14 protein-coding genes and 1 pseudogene are annotated in these 18606 nt (G+C 71.9%); 7 read left to right on the plus strand and 8 right to left on the minus strand.

Features of this window, described 5'->3' with window-relative positions; genetic code table 11:
• Both ACIRDX_RS12625 and ACIRDX_RS12630 read right to left on the minus strand, forming a co-directional pair.
• Positions 1–434 (minus strand): annotated as a pseudogene (locus ACIRDX_RS12625) (hypothetical protein); the annotation flags it as partial.
• Positions 435–467: 33 nt separating this feature from the next.
• On the minus strand, positions 468–1262 hold the full coding sequence (locus ACIRDX_RS12630) for a PIG-L deacetylase family protein (protein ID WP_396625786.1): 795 nt from the start codon (positions 1260–1262) through the stop codon (positions 468–470).
• Positions 1263–1433: 171 nt separating this feature from the next.
• Here ACIRDX_RS12630 and ACIRDX_RS12635 point away from each other — a divergent pair, with 171 nt between their 5' ends.
• The 4 genes from ACIRDX_RS12635 to ACIRDX_RS12650 are packed head-to-tail and all read left to right on the plus strand — an operon-like array spanning position 1434 to position 6622.
• Complete coding sequence (locus tag ACIRDX_RS12635) at positions 1434–3305, plus strand: S8 family serine peptidase (protein WP_396625787.1); 1872 nt, start codon at positions 1434–1436, stop codon at positions 3303–3305.
• The gene (locus ACIRDX_RS12640; RefSeq protein ID WP_396625788.1) at positions 3295–4335 is read left to right on the plus strand and encodes a phosphotransferase family protein; all 1041 of its coding nucleotides are present in this window, start codon (positions 3295–3297) and stop codon (positions 4333–4335) included. Before ACIRDX_RS12635 ends, ACIRDX_RS12640 begins: the two co-directional genes overlap by 11 nt.
• A 23-nt stretch (positions 4336–4358) precedes the next feature.
• Entirely contained in the window at positions 4359–5276 is a 918-nt protein-coding gene (locus tag ACIRDX_RS12645) for a T3SS effector HopA1 family protein (protein WP_396625789.1), read from the plus strand.
• Complete coding sequence (locus ACIRDX_RS12650) at positions 5255–6622, plus strand: lanthionine synthetase LanC family protein (protein ID WP_396625790.1); 1368 nt, start codon at positions 5255–5257, stop codon at positions 6620–6622. The genes ACIRDX_RS12645 and ACIRDX_RS12650 overlap by 22 nt, the downstream gene beginning before the upstream one ends.
• Here the strand turns inward: ACIRDX_RS12650 and ACIRDX_RS12655 are convergent.
• From ACIRDX_RS12655 to ACIRDX_RS12665, 3 genes are all read right to left on the minus strand, one after another.
• Positions 6586–6816, minus strand: coding sequence for a hypothetical protein (locus ACIRDX_RS12655; RefSeq protein WP_396625791.1), 231 nt, complete (start codon positions 6814–6816; stop codon positions 6586–6588). The two genes, ACIRDX_RS12650 and ACIRDX_RS12655, sit on opposite strands and share 37 nt — an antisense overlap.
• A 60-nt stretch (positions 6817–6876) precedes the next feature.
• On the minus strand, positions 6877–7842 hold the full coding sequence (locus ACIRDX_RS12660; protein ID WP_396625792.1) for a hypothetical protein: 966 nt from the start codon (positions 7840–7842) through the stop codon (positions 6877–6879).
• Between the two features lie 381 nt (positions 7843–8223).
• A complete protein-coding gene (locus ACIRDX_RS12665; protein ID WP_396625793.1) occupies positions 8224–9222 on the minus strand; it encodes an aldo/keto reductase in 999 nt (332 codons plus the stop codon).
• A 36-nt stretch (positions 9223–9258) separates the two neighbouring features.
• Between ACIRDX_RS12665 and ACIRDX_RS12670 the strand changes: the two genes are divergently transcribed.
• Together ACIRDX_RS12670 and ACIRDX_RS12675 are read left to right on the plus strand one after the other, a co-directional pair.
• The gene (locus tag ACIRDX_RS12670) at positions 9259–11403 is read left to right on the plus strand and encodes a cytochrome P450 (RefSeq protein ID WP_396625794.1); all 2145 of its coding nucleotides are present in this window, start codon (positions 9259–9261) and stop codon (positions 11401–11403) included.
• Positions 11400–12422 (plus strand): NAD-dependent epimerase/dehydratase family protein, encoded by a 1023-nt coding sequence (locus ACIRDX_RS12675; protein ID WP_396625795.1) that lies wholly within the window; start codon positions 11400–11402, stop codon positions 12420–12422. Before ACIRDX_RS12670 ends, ACIRDX_RS12675 begins: the two co-directional genes overlap by 4 nt.
• 68 nt (positions 12423–12490) lie before the next feature.
• Here the strand turns inward: ACIRDX_RS12675 and ACIRDX_RS12680 are convergent, their stop codons facing one another.
• The 3 genes from ACIRDX_RS12680 to ACIRDX_RS12690 form a co-directional block, all read right to left on the minus strand.
• A complete protein-coding gene (locus ACIRDX_RS12680; RefSeq protein WP_396625796.1) occupies positions 12491–14548 on the minus strand; it encodes a M13 family metallopeptidase in 2058 nt (685 codons plus the stop codon).
• A gap of 193 nt (positions 14549–14741) precedes the next feature.
• Complete coding sequence (locus tag ACIRDX_RS12685) at positions 14742–15773, minus strand: hypothetical protein (protein ID WP_396625797.1); 1032 nt, start codon at positions 15771–15773, stop codon at positions 14742–14744.
• Between the two features lie 2 nt (positions 15774–15775).
• On the minus strand, positions 15776–17533 hold the full coding sequence (locus ACIRDX_RS12690; protein ID WP_396625798.1) for a hypothetical protein: 1758 nt from the start codon (positions 17531–17533) through the stop codon (positions 15776–15778).
• A 42-nt stretch (positions 17534–17575) separates the two neighbouring features.
• Between ACIRDX_RS12690 and ACIRDX_RS12695 the strand changes: the two genes are divergently transcribed.
• The coding region (locus tag ACIRDX_RS12695) for an FG-GAP-like repeat-containing protein (protein ID WP_396625799.1) at positions 17576–18606 on the plus strand (1031 nt) is incomplete at its 3' end.

Below are 18606 nucleotides of genomic sequence, written 5' to 3' on the forward strand. Positions count from 1 at the left end.
GACCCACGTCCAAAAAAGTAGCCGCCCTCCTCGACGAGCGTGAACGGGTCGCGCGTCCAGTCCTCGCGGCGGGCATCGACCACGTCCATGTGCGCCAGCAGCAGGATCGGCCGCTTGCCCGATGACCCGTCGCCGCGGTAGCGCACGACCAGGCCTGCCGTCGCCTCGCCATCGGGCAGGGTGAGCGGCAGCACGTGCACGTCGCCGGCAGGGAAGCCGCCCTGCCGGAACTGGTCGGCCAGGTACGCGGCCATGGCCGGCACCTTCCCCTGCCCCGCGGCGGTCCGCATGCCGACGATGGTGCGATACACGTCGAGGGCCTTGCGCTGGTAGGGCTGGGTGTATCCGGCGCTCGTGCCCTGCGCGTCGGCGGGCACGGCCGGGCCCGCCACGAGGGCGATGCAGGCCAGGGTGAGGCACAGGGCGTGTCGCATCGTGCCCCGTACTCTACCGTAGCGACGTGCCGGTCAGAACAGGGCCTGCGGGTACGCGTTCACTGCGGCGAGCGCCTCGGCGTACTGCACACCGCAGGTGGCGCCGCGGTAGCGGGCGATGCTCTCCTTCAGCCGCTGCGCGCCATCGAGGGCATCGGCCTTGTACGGCTCGTTGCGCGTCACGGCCATGAGCCGCCCCAGCCATTCGATCGCGCGCGGCCACTCGCGGGTCACGTCGACGAACGTGTCGGGCACGAAGCCGATCGTGTGGCGTGGACCGTTGTCGTACTGGTACGCGCGCCGCGGCGTGCTGTACGGCGCAAACGGGTCGGCGAGCACGCGGTCACCGAGGTGCAAGGCGATCTTGGCCAGCTCTGCCGCGGCCTCGTGATCGGGGTGCTGGTCGCGCCCCCAGAGCACGAAGGCCGTGTCGGGCTTGACCTCCGCGACGACATCGGCCACCGCACGCCTCGCCTCGTCGGTGGTCTGGATCTTCCCCGACGCGAACGACAGGAAGCGCGACTCGGCGCCGTAGTCGGCGTTGACGCGACGCGTGCCCTCGACGAGATCAGGGCCACGCCCACGCACCGGCTTCCAGTTTCCGTAGTCGCCGATCATCGAGAGGATCACGACGCGGTGCCCGCGCGCGATCGCCTGCAGCAGGATGCCGGGGATGCCGAAGGGGCAGTCGTCGTAGTGCGCGCCGATGGCGAGCACCGTCTGCCGGGCAGGTGCGGCCGCCGCCTGGGTCGCAGACGCCGGGGTGGGCGCCAGGACGCCGAGGCCGGCCGACGCCAGGGTGCGGGCGAGATCGCGTCGCGTGGGCATGACGGCCAAGACTAGCGCGGATACCGTGGTTCCCACGCGTACAAACGATGCGTCGAGCCGTTCCGAACATCGCGATCCGCGCTGTACGAAGCCCGGAGGACGCACGTTCCTGACTGCACGGCCACGAGACTGGCGGCGCGGCTGCGTCGCCTCTGGCCAGGGGAGGAACACATGGCCAAGAAGACCAGCAGGACAGCGAAGCGCGCGGCGAAGGCGCCAGCGGCTCGCGCTCAGGCGAGCCCGCGCCCGCGGTTGCGGCGCGGACGCGATGCCACGGCGCAAGGCGACACGACGTCGATTTTCGCCGACGGCGCCAGCGACGTGATTCCGGGCGAAGTGGTGATCCAGCTGCGGGAGGACACCGCCGCGCGGATCACCGAGAGTATCGGCCGCGGTCCGCGTCGCGTCGCGCGTGCGGCCGGCGGCGTCACCACGTTCGGCGTGGACGAGCTGGACGCGGTGTTGTCGGGACTCGGCGTCCAGGGCATTGCGCGGCTGCACCCGCCGGCGCCGCCCACCGTCGGGGCGCGCAGTGCGGGCGAGTCCGGCGTGCGAGCGCTCGAGTTCGCCGTGCCGATGGCCTCGACGTTCCGCATCGCCTTCGATCGCGACACGTCGGTGGACGATGCGGTAGCGCAACTGTCGGCCGTGGATGGCGTGGAGTACGTGGAACCGAACCGGTACCGCGAGGCCTACGTCACGCCCAACGACCCGAGCTTCCCCGCGCAGTGGGGGTTCGCACACGTCAACGCCCCGGCGGCCTGGGACCGCACCACCGGCTCGGCCAACGTCACCGTCGCCGTGATCGACACGGGCATCGACCTCGATCACCCCGAGCTGGCGTCGCTGCTGGTCCAGGGCAACGACATGGTCGATCTCGGCCCCAACCCGACGCCGCCGGCGGGCTGGCGCTTCGAGGGCGACTTCCAGGGCCGCGACAACGTGCCGCAGGACGAGGTCGGTCACGGCACGCACGTGGCTGGCACCATCAGCTGCCTCAGCAACAACGGCACCGGCGTCGCGGGCATGACGTGGGCATGCCGTCTCATGCCGGTCAAGGTGCTCACGCGCATCGTGCGCCTCAGCGATGGCCGCGTCTCGGGCACCGGTTCGGCGGCCGACATCGCCGCGGGCATCCGCTGGGCCGTCGACAACGGCGCGCGCGTCCTCAACCTCAGCCTCGGTGGCACCACGGACACGCAGGTGGAGCGCGACGCGATCGCCTACGCCGTCGCGCGGGGCGCGGTGGTCGTGGCGGCGATGGGCAACTCGTTCCAGCAGGGCAACCCGACGAGCTTCCCGGCGGCGTATCCGGGCGTGATCGCCGTCGGCGCGATCAACGCGTCGAACCAGCGCGCCGGGTTCTCGCAGACCGGGCCGCACATCGATGTCGTCGCCCCGGGCGTCGGCATCCTGAGCACGGACTGGGACAACGGCTTCGGCACCAAGGACGGCACGTCGATGGCGTCGCCGCACGTCGCCGGCCTCGCGGCGCTCATCCTGTCGTGCAACGCCAACCTGACGGCGGCGCAGGTCGGCGACATCCTGCGGCAGACCGCGCGTCCGCTGCGCGACCAGCCGGCCGATCCGATCCCGAACAACGCGTACGGCTTCGGGTGCATCGACGCCGCCGCCGCGATCGCGCGCGCCTGTCCGCGCCCGTCGGTACCCATCACGACCTGTCCACAGCAGTCGCGGCTCGTGGTCTGCAACCAGGTCTCCCGCGTCGTGGCCTGCGTCTCCCGACAGGTCGCGTGCCAGAGTCTGCCCATCACGTGTCCGGCGCCGTCGCGTCCGATCGCCTGCGCCTCGACCGTGGTCCAGTGCACGTCGCGGCAGGTGGCCTGCCAGTCGACGCTGGTGTGTCCGTCCAATGCCGTGGTGTGCCAGCAGCCATCGGCGACGGTGCGCTGCCCGTCGCTGGCGTGCGTCCCGGATCCTGGCCGGCCGCCCATCAACCCGGGCGAGACCGGGTCGGGCGGCGAGGGCTGGGACGACGACCCGTACGGCGGCGGCTATGGTGGGGACGAGGGTGGCGCCTGACGCCCTGACGTCCGTGGCGGGAGGGGCGCGCGCGCCAGTCGCGCCCCTCCGTGTCCTGGCCGCGTGCGGCTGGCTCGACACGGCTGACGTGTCGAGCGCGGCCGTGGCGTCGCGGTCCAGTGCGCACGACGTGTGCCTCGTGACGACCGCCGACGGGCGCGCGGCGATCGTCAAGCAGTGGCCGGCAGGCGCGCCGACGGGCCGCGACCTGCGACAGGAACTGTTCGTGTACCGGCTCGCGCGGTCGGTGCCCGCGTTGGCCGCCGTGCTGCCGCAGGCGTGGCACCTCGACGAGGGGCGCCAGGTGCTGGTACTCGAGGCCGTGGGCAACGGGTGCGCGCCAGTTCCGCGACTCGAGGACGAGGGCGTCGCCGAGGCACTGGGGGACGCGATGGCGTGCTGGCACCGTGCGACCACGGAGACCGGGCTGTGGCCATCGCCGGCGATGGGCATTCTCGAGATGCCTGATGCACTCGAGGTCGCACTCGCCGGTCGCGCGCCCGCGACCAGCCGGCTCATGCACGCCATCGTCGACGACGTGGGGCTCGCGGCGGTGCTGCGTGAAGCGCGTGCAGGCTGGCGCGACACCTGCCTCATCCACGGCGATCTCCGACGCGAGAACTGGTTCGCCGTGCCGTCGTCGGCTGCGTCTGGCGTGCGCGTGATCGACTGGGAACTCTCTGGCTCGGGAGACCCGGCCTGGGATCTGGCGACGGTGATCGTCGACGCCGCCATGGAAGGACTCCGGTCGACCGGCGTGATGGGCGAGGGGCCTGCCGTTGCCGCGCTGCCACGCCTGGTGCGCGCGTACGCCGCCGCGGGCGGGCCGGCGATCACCACCCGAGATGCTGCCTGGCGGCATCTGTGGGCGTGCGCGGTGGCGCGTCTGCTGCACGTGGCCACGGAGTGGGCCGAGCGACAGCCTGGCGACGACCTCGGTGTCGTCGAACCGCTGGTAGCCCACGCCGGCGCCTGGACGCGCGACCTCGCGCGACTCACCGAGGAGGGCGTGGCATGGGCCGCGGCATGAGTCAGCCGGGCAGGCGATTGCCAGTGGAGGTCCACGCGTCGCTCGCGCGGCTCGTCGAACTCGTGCGCGAGGAGGCCGCGCATGTCGAGCGCCTGATGGCCGACGCCGAGCCCGTCGCGGGTCACGCCAACGCCCTCGCGGCGTGGTTGTACGCCTCGTGGTACGTGGCGCTGCCGGAGCCCGACGCCGCCGATCCGCACGTCGCGTGGCGCACGGACCTGGCCTCGGCGTTGCGCGCGTCGCTGCCCTCATCGGCCCGATGGCGCGAGGGGTGGGTGGTGCTCGAGCGTCGCGGCGAGGGCCAGTGCCTTGTCGGTCGCCGGGGCGCGTCGCGGCTCGTCCGACCCGGCGAGTACGTGAATCGCGCGCGGCCGGGCGTGCCCGCCATGCCTGGCGATGCCGTGGCTCTCACTGCCTGTCTCGACGGCGTCGACGAGGCCACGGGGTTCTGGACCACGCGATCGGAGGCCGACCTCGTGGGCCCGCTCGTGCGCGTGCACTGGTCGGTGCCACCGGCGACGCTGCCGCTCGTCGTGTCGCGTGTCGTGTCGCTGCTCGAGTCGCTCGACCTGACCTACAGCCTGAAGACGCCCGCGCGGCTCGAGGCGTGCGCGCGCATCGACACGCTGGTGGTGTACGTCGCGGCGACGGACTGGCCGCGCCTCGATGCACCGGTGACGACGCTGGCGCGCGACCTCACGTCGTACCTTCGGCCGTGGCATCCGCCTCTCGCCAGGCCGATCGCGCCGGGCGCCGCATTTGCCGAGGATCCCGGCGACGAGTCGTTCGGGCAGCGGCGGTGTCGCATCCTCGCCGGAGCCGTGCGTGCCTGGCTCGCTGGGCCAGGACCCGGCGCCGGCGACGCCATCGACCATCTCGCGCGCAGCCTGCGGGCCGCGCGCCTCGACCCGGAGCGCCCATGGCTGAACGACGCGGGGTGACCATGAGCACGCGGACCGGTCCGGTCCGCTCGTTGTCGTCCTCGATGTCGCCCTGGCTGGCGGCGTCGCGCGACATCGCGTCGGAACTGGTCTCCAGCGCCGTCGTCACTGGCCGACATGTGACGTGGATCGGCGACGACATCGTGGGCGACGGCGCGTCGGCGCGCGTCGTCCGCGGCGAGGTGGGCGGCGACCTCTATGCCGGGACGGCTGGTATCGGATGGAGCCTCGTTCACGTTGGCGCGGCCGTGCACGACCCGCGATGCGTGCAACTCGGCGTCGCCGCGCTCCGCAGCGCCGTGGCACGGATGCGGGAAGGCGGTGTGTTGCCGAGCGGTCTCTGTGCGGGCGCCGTGGGCACGGCATGGGCGGCGGTCGACGGGGCCCGCGCGGCGGGGAGCCTCTCGCTGCGGCGCAGCGGCCTGTCGCTGGCGCGTGCCGTGGCGCGGCAGGTCATCGACACGCCGTCATCGACGGAAGAGGTCGATCTCATCGGCGGACTCGCCGGCATCGCCATCGGGCTGCTGGCCATCGATCGCGACACGCCCGACGCCCTCCTGCGCGAGGGCGCCCTGGCGGCGGCTCGACGACTCGCGGCCCGGGCGGTGTGCGACGCGTATGGCGCGTCCTGGCCGACGACAGGCGGAGGACCCGGGCTGTGCGGCCTCGGGCACGGCGCGTCGGGCGCGGCGTGGGCGCTCGCCGAGGCGGGGCGTGTTGCCGGTGACGACACGTGGGCCGGGCTGGTGCGCGAGGCGCTGCGGTACGAGAGCGGCTGGTACTCGCCTGAACGGCAGGCGTGGGCCGACTTGCGCGAGGCGCCGCCAGGCGGTCCGGACGGCCGCTGGCCCGGCTGGATGGCGGCGTGGTGCCACGGCGCACTCGGCATCGGCGCCGCTCGCTGGCGCCTGTACGCGCTCGACGGCGACCTGTCAGTGCTTGCTGACGCGAGCCTGGCCGTCGAGGCCGCGCGCCAGGTGGCAGCGGCCGCCGGCCGCGCGAGACGCGACGGGCTCGCCGCGGACGTCACGCTGTGCCACGGCCTCGGCGGGGTGCTCGACCTGCTGCTGCTGGCCCACGAGGTGACGGGCGAACGCGATCACCTGCTGGCTGCGCGCCGCGTGGCCGACCTCTGCCTGGCCATCCGCGTCGCCAACGGCGGGCGCTGGACTGTGGGCCTGCAGGGCGCCGAGGTGATCCCGGGGCTGTTCACCGGACTCGCGGGTATCGCCGTGCTGCTCCTGCGCGCGCACGACCCGCAGGCGGTGTCGTCGCCGATGCTGCCGGGGGGATGGGTCGGGACGCGGCGTCAGGAGGTCCAGCCGAGCGCGTCGGCCTCGACGTAGCGCACCCCGCCAAGCGCCTTCACGGCCTCCACGAAGCGGGTGTCGTCGAGTTCCTCGGGGACGGCCACCACGAGCACGTCGGGAAGCGCGGCGCGCGGCTCGCCCACCCAACTGGCGCCGCGGGCCTTCACCTGGCGCGTGAGGGCCTCGAGATCCTGTCCGGGCTCGAGGCCGATGATGAATCGTTTCGCCATGGTGATGTGCTGCCCCCAGCCTTGGTACGGTCTCCAGCGGCACCGCCGGAGGTGTCGAGGCTACACCAGCCGATAGCCCAGGTCGAATCCCTGCGACGCGCCGTCCTGCAGCACGAGGATCTCGTGGATGTCGTGCGGGTGCGTCCCGCCCGTCCGCTTGTGCTTGAAGATGTCGAGCAGGTGGCCGAGCAGGTCGCCGCTCTCGTCGATGTCGGCGTCGAGCAACACGTCGTCGGTCCCCCGCAGTCGCGTGAGCGTCAGCTGGAAGTTGCCCTTGGCGTGCGTCGACTTGAGGCTGACCATGTCGACGATGTCGGCCTGCAGGTCAGGGGGCACGTTGGGGCGATGGTTGCCGGCCGGGGTGGCCTCGTAGTCGGCGGAGAAGTGCTCGAGGTGCTCGCGCACGTGCCCCACGAGGCGGAGCATCTCCGGGTCGACCATGGCCAGCACCCGCTCGCGGCCGATCGCGAGGAGGCGTTTCACGAACGAGAACCACGTGTGCTCGCGGCCGATGGGCTCCGCCACGCTGTCGAGCCGGTAGTACAGATTCAGCAGCGACGTCTTCGCCAGCGTGGCCTCGGATCCCGACAGGCCGTCCCAGGCCTCCTTCACCATCCGTGGCGCGACGAGGCGGCCGGGGCGCGCACGGTCGAAGAAGGTGACGTCGGGCGAGGCCCGGAGCACGCGCTGGAGTGGCGCGAACGATCGCGGCAGGTCGTCCCATGGCGTGAAGCGCGGCTCCCAGGCCAGCGGCTCGCGCCAGAGGCGCACCGTCTCGTCCACGCTCGTGCCGGGCGTGCCGAAGAACACGGGCGAGCGCGCGAACCGGTAGCGCTGCGGGTCGATCTCGCACACCAGCACGTCCTGCGACGCGGGCAGCGCGAACGACACGGCCCGGCCATCGACGGCGACGTCCAGTTGGTCGCCCACCTGGCGGTTGTCGTCGACCTTGCGGAAGGTGAAGAACGTCGAGGGATCGCGCAGCGCCGCGTCGGCGACGTCCGTCAGGCGAAAGCGTACCTGCACGACGTCGGCCGCCCGTGCCGTACGGGCCCTCGCGCGGGAACGGGGCGTGGCGGCGGCACCGGCTCCGGCTGACGACGCATGAAGCGTCGAGACGCGACGCCGTGGAGCGTTCGTCGTGCGCGCCCGGGGCGTTCGCGTCGGCGTTCGAGTCCTGGCCATGACGACCAGAACGCTGGCGGCGGCGAGTCCGCACACGAATTCAGAATTCGGAATTCAGAATGAAGCGCAGGCGACGAGTTGGAGGATCCGCGCCCCGACTCAGCGAACTCGATGCGCCCTCCGCGCTGAAGAGTGCTCTCTGAGCCCCCAGCCCCCAGCCCCCAGCCCCAATCCCTGCAGAGTGCTTCCTGTCCCTGAGCCCTGAGCCTGTTCCTGCCCGGTTCAGTCGATCGGCGTCTTCATCCACGGCGCCGTGTTGTGGAAGTTCACCAGTGCCCCGCCGGGCGGGTTGATGGCATCGCACGCAGCTCGTGTCTCGGCATCGAGCGTCATCTCGAGCACGGGCAGCAGGTCCTCGAGTTGCGCCAGCGTCCGCGGGCCGACGATCGGCGCGGTCACGGCAGGCTGATCCTTGCACCAGGCCAGCGCCATCTGGCCCGGGGGCAGCCCACGCTCGGCCGCCAGCGCCGAGAACCGGGCGCCAGCCTCGATGCCGCGTGCCGTCACGCGCTGGGAATAGATGCTGCCCGGCTGCCGTGCGGCGCGGGAGTCGTCGGGCAGCGCCGCGCCCGCGGGATAGCGACCGGCGAGCACGCCCTGCGCCAGCGGCGCCCACGGCATCAGGGCCAGTCCGTAGCGCTGCGCCAATGGCACCAGTTCGTTCTCGATGCGCCGGTCGAGCAGGTTGTAGGGCGGCTGCTCGCTCACCATGCGCGGCAGTCCCATCCGCTCCGCGACCGCGAGGGCCTCCATCACCATCCACGCCGGATGCGTCGAGCAGCCCACGTAGCGCACCTTGCCGGCACGCACCAGGTCGCCGAGCGCGCCGAGCGTCTCCTCGACCGGAATCTCCGGGCTCGCGCGGTGCAACTGGTACAGGTCGATCCAGTCGGTCTTCAGGCGGCGCAGGGACTCGTCGCAGGCACGGAGGATGTGCAGGCGCGAGTTGCCGGCGTCGTTGGGACCCGGCCCCGTGCGGTAGTGCACCTTGGTGGCCAGCACCACGTCGTCGCGTCGCCCGGCGAGGGCCTTGCCGAGCAGCGTCTCGCTGCCGCCGGCATGGTAGATGTTCGCCGTGTCGATGAAGTTGATGCCGGCGTCGAGCGCCGTGTGCACGATGCGGATGGCTTCCTCGTCGGGCGTGGGCCCGCCGAAGTTCATCGCGCCGAGGCAGAGGGGCGAGACGCGCACGCCCGTCCGGCCGAGGAGTCGGTAGTCCATGGAGGAGGTATACCAGCTCTGATATCGTTCGCCCACATGGCCGAACGACCGCCGATGTGCCCGGGGACCTGGCTGCTCGGCAACGCGCGTGCCTTGCTCGACGATACGGCGGGCGCGATTACCGACGGGTACCGCCAGCGTGGGCCTGTGTTCCGTGTGCGCGCGGCCTGGCGCACCTACACGATCGTCGCTGGCGCCGAGGCGTCCGAGTTCATGGCATTGGGCCTCGGGCCCGCGCACCTCTCGCGCGAACGCCTGTTCGGCCCGATTGCGCGTGAGTTCGGTCGCGCCGACCTCATCCTGAAGGAGATTGGTCCCGCGCACGCGCGCCTGCGACCGGCGCTCGCGCTGCCGTACTCGCGACAGGTCGCGTCGGCGCACGTGCCCGCGCTGATGGACGTCGTGGGCCGACTCGTGCGCGAGTGGCCTGAGGGCGTCACCGGTCCCGCCGTGCGAGAGACCAAGCGCCTGGCGTTCGAGATGTACCGTGTGCTGATCGGTCGACCGGAGATTGCGTTCCCCGACTGCCTGCGCATGACGGACTACCTGATGAACGTCGCGGCGCGGCAGCTCCCGCCCTTCGTGCTGCGGCTGCCGTGGTACCGGGCCTCGCACCGGCGCACGTACGGCGCCATCACCGACCTCGTCCGGGCGCGCCGCGATCGCCCCGCCGGCGATGGCCCGCCCACCATCGTCGACGCCCTGTGGGCAGCGCACGATGCGCAGGGCACGCCGTTCACGGAGGACGAAGTCGTCGGCTACGCCGCGTACGGCATCGGCGCCAGCATCGGCTACGTGGGGCGCCTCACGGCGTTCATGCTGTACGAGATCCTGCGCGATCCCGACCTGCACGAGGCGCTGCGGCGAGAAGTGCGCGACGGCGTCGCCCGCGGGATCGACGATGCCGCGGCGGTGCGATCGCTCACGCTGTTGCGGTCGGTGTACGACGAGACGCTGCGCCTGCATTCGCTCGCGATTGGCCTGCCGTTCGACGTCGTGGCGGACATCGATTTCCTGGGGCACCGCATCCGTCGTGGCGATGCGCTCGTCGTGTCGCCGGTGCCGACCAGCTACGACCCCGCGCTGTTCCCGGAGCCCGGGCGCTTCGATCCCGAGCGATGCCGCCCGCCCCGCCTGGAGCACCGGCGGCCTGGCGCCTGCATGCCGTTCGGCCTGGGCGATCGCCGCTGTGCCGCAATGGGCCTGGTCGAACTCATGTCGATGGTGCTCGTGGGCACCGTGCTGCATGAGCGCGGCCTGGCGATGGACCCACCCGACTACCGCCTGCGCCGGAGCACGCATCCGCTGCCGTCACCGGACAGGCGATTCCGCCTTCGCGTGTCGGCGGGAGCGCGGCGCCCGGTCGGCGAGGCCACCTCGGTCGTCGCGTCCGAGGAGGCCCTGTTCTCCGCCTTTCCCGGGCATGAGGAGCCGACCGTGCAGGCGACGCTCACGGCCGCCCGACGGGAGACCTTCGCACCCGGCCAGGTCATCCTGCGGCAGGGCGACGCGGCCGACACGTTCCACCTGATCGAGCAGGGCGACGTCGTGGTGTCCCGTGCAGGCGACGGGGCCTCGCGCGAGATCGCTCGCCTCGGACCAGGGCAGTGGTTCGGTGAGGTCGGCCTGCTGCAGCGCGCGCCGCGCAACGCGACGGTGACCGCCGCGGACACGGGGGCCGTGACCCGCGTGATCGACGGGGAGTCGTTCCTGGCCATGGTGGCCTCCTCGGATCTCGTGGCCTCGGAGATCGGGCAGCTGCTGCGACGGCGTGCGGCAACGGGACGGCTCATGGACAGCCTGCCGCGCCTGACCCCGGCCATGCTCGCCGCCGTGTTGCCCGAGTTCGCGCCACGCCATCACGCACCCGGCGACGTGCTGATCGCCGAGGGGGATTCTGCCGACGAGTTCTTCGTGCTCGTCACCGGCCACGTCGACGTGACGCGCCTCGATCCGCAGGGCACGCCCGTGGCCCTGGCGACGCTCGGCCCTGGCGACTACTTCGGCGAGATGGGGCTGCTGAATCGTGCGCCGAGGAACGCGACCGTGCGCGCCTCGATGCCCGTCGAGGTGCTCGTGACCGATCGTGCCGGCTTCGACCGTCTGCTCGCGGAGGGTGATGGGGCGGCCGGCGCACTCGCGCAGGCCATCCTGGCGCGCACTCACCGGCTCGCCTCATGACCGACGCGTCGTCCCCACTCGTCACCGTGACCGGCGCGTCGGGCTTCATCGCGCGGCACTGCATCCGCGCCCTGCTCGATACGGGGTATCGCGTGCGGGGCACGCTGCGCAGCCTCGACAGGGCCGACGGGGTGCGCGCCGCGTTCGCCGACGTGCCCGGCCAGCGCGAACGCCTCGACTTCAGGGCCGCCGACCTGATGGCCGACGAGGGGTGGGCGCAGGCGATCGAGGGCAGCGCGTTCGTCCTCCACACGGCGTCGCCCGTGCTGGCGCGTCGTCCGCGCGACCCGCAGGAGGTCATCGCGCCCGCGCAGGACGGCACGCGGCGGGTGCTCGTGGCGGCCGCGGCCGCCGGCGTGCGTCGCGTGGTGTTCACCTCGTCGGTGGCCGCCGTGTTGTCGGGGCGCCGGCGCGGCGCCCACGTGTTCACCGAGGACGACTGGAGCGACCTCGAGGCCGACATGCCGGCCTACAGCCGCGGGAAGACGCTCGCCGAGCGCGATGCGTGGGCCTTCGTGCAGGCGCTGGCGGCCGACCGGCGGATGGAACTGGCGACGGTCAACCCCGTGTACGTGCTCGGACCCTCACTGGGCGCCGGGCGCAATGCCTCCAACGAGCTGGTGCGCAAGCTGGTCGACCGCGAGGTGCCCGGCGTGCCGCGGCTGATGTTGCCCCTCGTCGACGTCCGCGACGTGGCAGCGCTGCACCTGCTGGCCATGACGCGCACCGAGGCGGCGGGCCAGCGGTTCCTCGCGTGCGAGGGCGATTACTGGTACGGCGAGGTCGCGCGGATGCTGACGGCCTCGGGCGCCCGCGTGCCGACGCGGGTCGTGCCCGACTGGCTGGTTCGGGTGCTGGGCTGGTTCGACCCGACGGTGCGGATGGTGGTGGGCGAACTCGGCGTCGAGTGCCACGTGTCGGCCGACAAGGCGCGACGGGTGCTGGGCTGGACGACGCGGCCGGTGGAGGAGACCCTCCGCGACACGGCCGCCGACATGCTGGCGCGTCGTAACGCTTAACGCTTAACGCCGACTGTCGACTGCCGACTGTCGGATGGGGGCGCGCCCGGAGGCGCGCCCGTCAGTCCCTACCAGATCCTCACGCGCTGGTCGGGCGCGAGGTAGAGCTTGTCGCCCTCCTTCACGCCGAACGCGGCGTACCACTCGTCCATGTTGCGCACGACGCCGTTGCAGCGGAACTCGGGCATCGAGTGCGGATCGGTGACCAGGCGCTGCCGCGTGTCGTCCTCACGGGCGAGCGCGCGCCACACCTGCGCCCACGCGAGGAAGAAGCGCTGGTCGCCGGTCAGGCCATCGAGCACCGGCGCGTCCTTGCCGTCGAGCGACAGCTTGTAGGCCGTGTAGGCCATCGTCAGGCCACCGAGGTCGCCGATGTTCTCGCCCATCGTGAGGTCGCCGTTGATGCAGCCGTTCGGCACCGGGCAGTACTTCGCGTACTGCGTGCCCAGCTGCTTCGTGGCGGCCTTGAACTTGGCGTCGGTCTCGGGCGTCCACCAGTTGCGCGTCCGTCCGGCCTCGTCGAACGACCGCCCCTGGTCGTCGAAGCCGTGGCCGATCTCGTGGCCGATCACGGCGCCGATGGCGCCGTAGTTGACGGCCGGGTCGGCGTGCACGTCGAAGAAGGGCGGCTGCAGGATCGCCGCCGGGAACGTGATCTGGTTCATCAGCGGGTTGTAGTAGGCGTTGACCTCCTGCGGGTTCATGCCCCACTCCTCGCGGTCCACCGGCTTGCCGAGACGGGCCACCTGCCGCTTCCACTCGAAGGCGCGCGCGTTCACCACGTTCTCGAAGAGCGTGCCCTTGTCGATGCTCAGCGCCGAGTAGTCGCGCCACTTCGAGGGGTAGCCGACCCGCGGCTCGAACGTCGACAGCTTCTTGAGCGCCTCGGCCCGCGTCGCCTCGTCCATCCATGCCAGCGTCTTCAGTCGTCCGTCGAGGGCCTTGCGCAGGTTGGCCACCAGGGCGTCCATCTTGGCCTTGTGCTCGGGCGGGAAGAACTTCGCCACGTAGGTCTCGCCGACGCCCTCGCCGATGTTCTGGTCGAGCAGCGTCACGCCGCGCTTCCAGCGCTCGCGCTTGGCCTCGAGGCCGCGCAGCGTCTTGCCGAAGAACTCGAAGCTGGCGTCGTCGAAGGCCTTCGGCAGGTTGTTGGCGTTGCTCGACGCGATGTGGAAGGCCAGGTACTTCTTCCACGTGGCCACCGGCTGGCTGCCGACGAGCGCCGCGCCGTTCTTCACCGCCGTGTCACCGTACGCGACGATCTTGTCGACGGTCGGCGGCAGGCCCATGCCCGCCATGAAGGCGTCCCAGTCGATCGCCGGCGCGAACGTCTTGAACTGCGCCAGCGGCATCGGCTTGATCGCCTTCGCCACGTCGCGCAACTCGGCCTGCTTCCAGTGCCCCCTGGCGATCGTCGTCTCCAGCGCAATCACCTGGTCGGCCGAGGCGGCAGGCGTTGCATCCCCGAGCAGCTCGAACATCTTCGTGACGTACGTCTTGTACGCCGAGCGGTACTTGTCGAAGGACGCGCCCTTCTCGAGGTAGTAGTCGCGGTCGGGCATGCCGAGGCCGCCCTGGCCCGCCCAGATCGCGTACTGCTTCGGGTCCTGCGGGTCGGCCTCGATGCCGATGCCGAACGGCGCCGTGAACTCCGGCGTCGCCATCAGCGCGAGCACGCCCTTCGTGTCGGTGACGGCCTCGATCTGCGCGAGGTAGGGCTTCAGCGGCGCGGTGCCGCGTGCCTCGAGGGCTGCCTCATCCATCCAGCTCGCGTACATGTCGCCGACCTTGGCCGGCGTGGTCCCGGCCGCCGGCTTCTTCGCCGCAAGGTCCTCGAGCACGGCCTTGACGTCGGCCTCCGACTTGTCGCCCAGCGCGTCGAACGCCCCGTAGCGGGCCTTGTCGGCCGGCATCTTGAACGTCGCGAGCCACTTGCCGTTGGCGTGCCGGAAGAAGTCGTCGCCGGCCTTCACCGCCGGATCCATGTTGGACAGGTCGACGCCGAAGGTCCCGAGGGCAGGCTTGGCCGGCGCCGGGGCAGGGGCCTCTGCCGTCGGGGCAGGGGCCGGGGAGGAGCAGCCAGCGACCAGGCAGGTCGCCGCGACTGCGAGCAGGGCACGTCTCATCGAATCACCTCGGAATGTCGTGGCCCGCCGCAAGGTCGCGGCAGGCGCACCTCGACGATGGTACATCCCGGCGGCGGCGAGGGCCGACCCCCAGGACGCCCTGCCGGGACGAGCCGGCGGGCGGCAGGGACCAGCGGGCAGGCCGATTCCGTCCCGGAATGAGTGGCAGGCGAGCGGGCGAGCGTGACCGGCGTCAGCGGGCGGCGGCCTGCCGCTGCATGTAGCCGAAGACCCGATCGGCGGCAGCCAGCGCGGCGGCGTCGTCGTGCACGAGGCCGTACAGCGTCAGCGCCTGCATGACCTCCGTGTAGTTGACGTTCTTCGGCTCACCGCCGTACGAGGCTTCCTTGCCCACGCCCGTGCGGGTGTTGCCACGCACGTCCACCTCGCCCGTCGGCAGGATGCGCGACACCTGCCACGCGATGGCCTTGCCGAATGCGGCCTCGGCCTCCGGCATCGGCACGTGCAGCGTGAGCACCTGCCCGAACAGCACCGACACGATGTTGTAGCTGGAGTCGCGCCCGCCCTTCTCCAGGAACACCCCGCCCTCGTCACGCAGCGTGAGCGCGTGCGCCATGAGCTGCCGCGACTGCGCCACCAGGCGGTCGTCGCCGATCACCAGCCCGCCGAGCCCGAGCGCCTTGGCGCCGATGATGATGCGGTTCGGGGCGTGGCTCGTCTCGCGGATGATCGTGTCGACCCCGCCGCTGATGAACGCGAGCGCCTTGCGCAGCTTCGGGTCGAGCGCGGCGATGCGCGCGGCGAAATGCGCCTCGTGCGGCGACTGCCGGATCACCAGCACGGCGCGGGCGTACTCCTGGATGAAGAAGAACGCCGTCTCCACCGCCGCGCCGTACGGGCGCGCGCTCTGGCCATTGGGGCGTGTCGCCGCCTCGAACCGCCCGTCCTCCATCTGGTGCGCGAACGCCACGTCGATGCCACGCCACGCGTTGTCGGCGGCCTTGAGATCGTTCTGCACGACCGCGTAGATGACCGTGCGGCAACTGCCGCGCTGCGGGCCGGCCTCGATCCACTGCCCGTGCACGCGGTTGGTGCCCGAGAACCCTTGCGCGTCGGGCGGCTCGATGACCAGCCGTCCTGCCGGAAATCGACGGAGGACGTCGTACTCGCGCAGCGGCGCGCGTTCGGCACGCGCCAGGGGGGAGCACGCCGCGATGATGGCGGCGGCCAGGAGGATGGCGGGGAAGCAGCGGAAGCGTCGCATCGTCAGCTCAGGGTGAGGGTGGCGTGGAATGGCGTCAGGCCGGTGAGGTACACGCTCTGGCCATCCCACTTCGGGAGCGCGCCCCGCAACTCTGTCCAGGTGTGTGCCGCCTGTCCCGGGCCGAACGCGATGGTGTCGTCCCCGACGCGATAGCGACCTGTCCCCGCGCGCAGCAGGAACGCGTTGGCGACGTCCTTGACCGGCTCCACGCCTTCCAGCGTGCCGCCGTGGCGGAAGCCCAGCTCGAGGGCCACCGGCACGTCGTTGGTGCCGCGGATGTCGACGTCCAGCGTCACGACGCCGTCGCGCTCGGTGACCTCGACACGCGAGTCGAGCACCTGCACTTCGCTCTGTGCGCGCAGCGCACGGCTGTCGGACGCCAGGGTGCCGTTGGGCGTCATGCGGACGTGGTCGCCGTTGGCCACCTGTGCGGCCGTCAGCGGCTGGAAGTAGGGGCCCTCGAGGTGCTGTCGCAGCCGGAAGGTGCGGTCGTCGACCACCTCGAGCGCCTCGCCGGCGAACTGGCCCTTGCCGAAGAACGCCGTGGCGAGCCGGACCGCCTCGAGTGCCGCCTGCCCGTGGCGCAGCGACAGCACCGTGGTGTTGTCGGCCAGCACCGTCGCGCTCACGGCCCCGCGACGGATGCGCGCGAGCTTCGACCACGCGAACACCTTCACGTACTCGGTCGGCAACGCCGCGTCCGGCGGCAGCGGGCGCTGCAGGTCGGGCCACTCGAGGAACGCCGGCAGGTCGCCGGCGAGCTGGGGCAACGCGGTGTCCTCGACGCGCCGGGCGATGGCGGCGAACCGGCCATCGCGATCACGCAGCGCGAGCGCGCGATAGCTCACGTAGTACCGGGCCATGCTGCCGCGCTGGTACCGATCCTGCCGTCGCGAGGCCTCGGTGGCGACCTCGCCATCGGGATGCACGTAGTACAGCGTCATCTCGAGGTTGCGGCGCACTGGATCGAGCAACGCCGGCCTGTCGAGCAGGGTCGCGATCGTCAGCAGGGCGCGGTCGACGATGGGCGAGTAGACGGTGGTGCTGCGCTCGGTGTACTGCCCGTCCGGATCGATGTCGATGGTCTCGGCCAGCCACGCGTCGATCCGCGCGACGTACCGCGGGTCAGGGCGCAGCGCGTGCAGGCGGGCCAGTGCGGCGGCCGCGACCCATCGGTGATTGGGCGTGTGGACGCCGCCGGTCACCAGGGCCTCGCCGGCCCGTCGCATGAAGGTGTCGAGCGAGGCCTGCAGCGGCGCGAGCCTGGGCCACGGGTGGCGCTGCAGGATCGTCATCGCCGCGGTGACGGGCTCGAGCGCAAAGGCCGTGTCGGGCGGCGAGTGAAAGTTGGTCGTGGGAAGGTCGATCGTCCCGTCGTCGTGCTGCGCCCGCAGGAGGCCCGCGCCGGCAGACATGGCCGCCTCGGCGAGCGCGTCGTCATGATGGAAGGCCGACGTGGGCGAGACGAGCGCGGCAACGAAGCCCGCGATCATCTGCGCGGTGCCGCCGGGCGAGGGCAGTCCGTACTCGACCATCAGGCACCCGAGCCAGCGGTGGCCCGGTCGCCGCTCCTGCCGCGCCAGCCAGGCGCGCACGCGGTCGTCGTTGGCGCGGACGAGCGCCGTCAGCAGCGGACCGACGCTGCCTGCCTGCGTCTCGACGGCCCCGGCGTGGCTCCCCTTGAGGGCCAGCGCCCCGAGCGCGCCCGAGACGAGGAACGCTCGTCGCCCCACCGCTGCTGTGTCGGGTGCCTTTCGCATGTGCCCCGCATGATGCCTCAGGCGCGGGTAGACTGGCGACCGATGGTGATGGGTCTCCTTCTCGTCCTGCTGGCCGCGATGGCGCAACCGGCCCCCACGGCGCAAGCGGTCACGCCGGCACCGACGCCGACGTTCCGCGAGACGACGGTCGCGTCGGGCCTCGGGATGGGCTACCAGGTGGTCCTGGCCGACCTCAATCGCGACCGACGCCTCGACGTCATCGTCGTCGACGAGCGATCCACGGAACTGGCGTGGTACGAGAACCCGACGTGGGCCAGGCACGTGCTCGTGAGCGGCGTGCCGCGCGTGATCAACCTCGACACGCATGATCTCGACGGCGACGGCATCCCCGAGATCGCCATGGCGCACCAGTTCGAGACCGACCCCGCGCGCAGCGTCGGGCAGGTGCTGCTGCTCACGCATGGCGACGACCCCACGCAGCCCTGGACCAGCCGCGCCATCGACACGGTGCCCACGGCGCATCGCGTGCGCTGGATGCGCGTCGAAGCCGGGAAGTCGCCGTGGCTGCTGGTGTCGCCGTTCGCGGGCGCGGGCGTGGTGGCGCCGAAGTATCCCGGCCGCACGCCGATCTTCGCCTACGTGCCGGGCACGTGGGCGCGGCAGCGCATCTCGTCGACGCTGACCGGCATCGTGCACAGCATCCACCCGGTCGAGTGGGCCGGGCGTTGGCAGCTGCTCACCGCGAGCTTCGACGGCGTGCAGCGCCTGGTGCCGCGCGACGGCGAGTGGACACACGTGCCGATCACCTCTGGCAACCTCGAGCCGTGCCCGCGTTGCGGCACCAGCGAGATCAAGCTGGGCCGCCTCGGCGCGCGCCGGTTCCTCGCCACCATCGAGCCGTTTCACGGCAATCTCGTCGCGGTCTACCTGGAGCGGCCGTCGGGATGGGAGCGCATCGTGATCGAGGAGGGCATGGCCAACGGCCACGCGCTGGCCGTGGCCGACCTCGACGGCGACGGGCAGGACGAGATCGTCGCCGGGCACCGCGGCAAGGACGCGCGCATCAGCCTGTACCGGATGACCGACGCCACCGGCACGCGCTGGTCGCGCAC

Origin of the sequence: Luteitalea sp., assembly GCF_044337415.1 — a bacterium.
GTDB lineage: Bacteria > Acidobacteriota > Vicinamibacteria > Vicinamibacterales > Vicinamibacteraceae > Luteitalea.

Bases quoted from the DNA above. Each gene is read 5' to 3' on its own strand.
- ACIRDX_RS12670 (WP_396625794.1), top strand. From the start codon at position 9,259: ATGGCCGAACGACCGCCGATGTGCCCGGGGACCTGGCTGCTCGGCAAC.
- ACIRDX_RS12655 (WP_396625791.1), bottom strand. From the start codon at position 6,816: ATGGCGAAACGATTCATCATCGGCCTCGAGCCCGGACAGGATCTCGAG.
- ACIRDX_RS12675 (WP_396625795.1), top strand. From the start codon at position 11,400: ATGACCGACGCGTCGTCCCCACTCGTCACCGTGACCGGCGCGTCGGGC.
- ACIRDX_RS12665 (WP_396625793.1), bottom strand. From the start codon at position 9,222: ATGGACTACCGACTCCTCGGCCGGACGGGCGTGCGCGTCTCGCCCCTC.
- ACIRDX_RS12680 (WP_396625796.1), bottom strand. From the start codon at position 14,548: ATGAGACGTGCCCTGCTCGCAGTCGCGGCGACCTGCCTGGTCGCTGGC.
- ACIRDX_RS12630 (WP_396625786.1), bottom strand. From the start codon at position 1,262: ATGCCCACGCGACGCGATCTCGCCCGCACCCTGGCGTCGGCCGGCCTC.
- ACIRDX_RS12690 (WP_396625798.1), bottom strand. From the start codon at position 17,533: ATGCGAAAGGCACCCGACACAGCAGCGGTGGGGCGACGAGCGTTCCTC.
- ACIRDX_RS12650 (WP_396625790.1), top strand. From the start codon at position 5,255: ATGGCTGAACGACGCGGGGTGACCATGAGCACGCGGACCGGTCCGGTC.
- ACIRDX_RS12685 (WP_396625797.1), bottom strand. From the start codon at position 15,773: ATGCGACGCTTCCGCTGCTTCCCCGCCATCCTCCTGGCCGCCGCCATC.
- ACIRDX_RS12635 (WP_396625787.1), top strand. From the start codon at position 1,434: ATGGCCAAGAAGACCAGCAGGACAGCGAAGCGCGCGGCGAAGGCGCCA.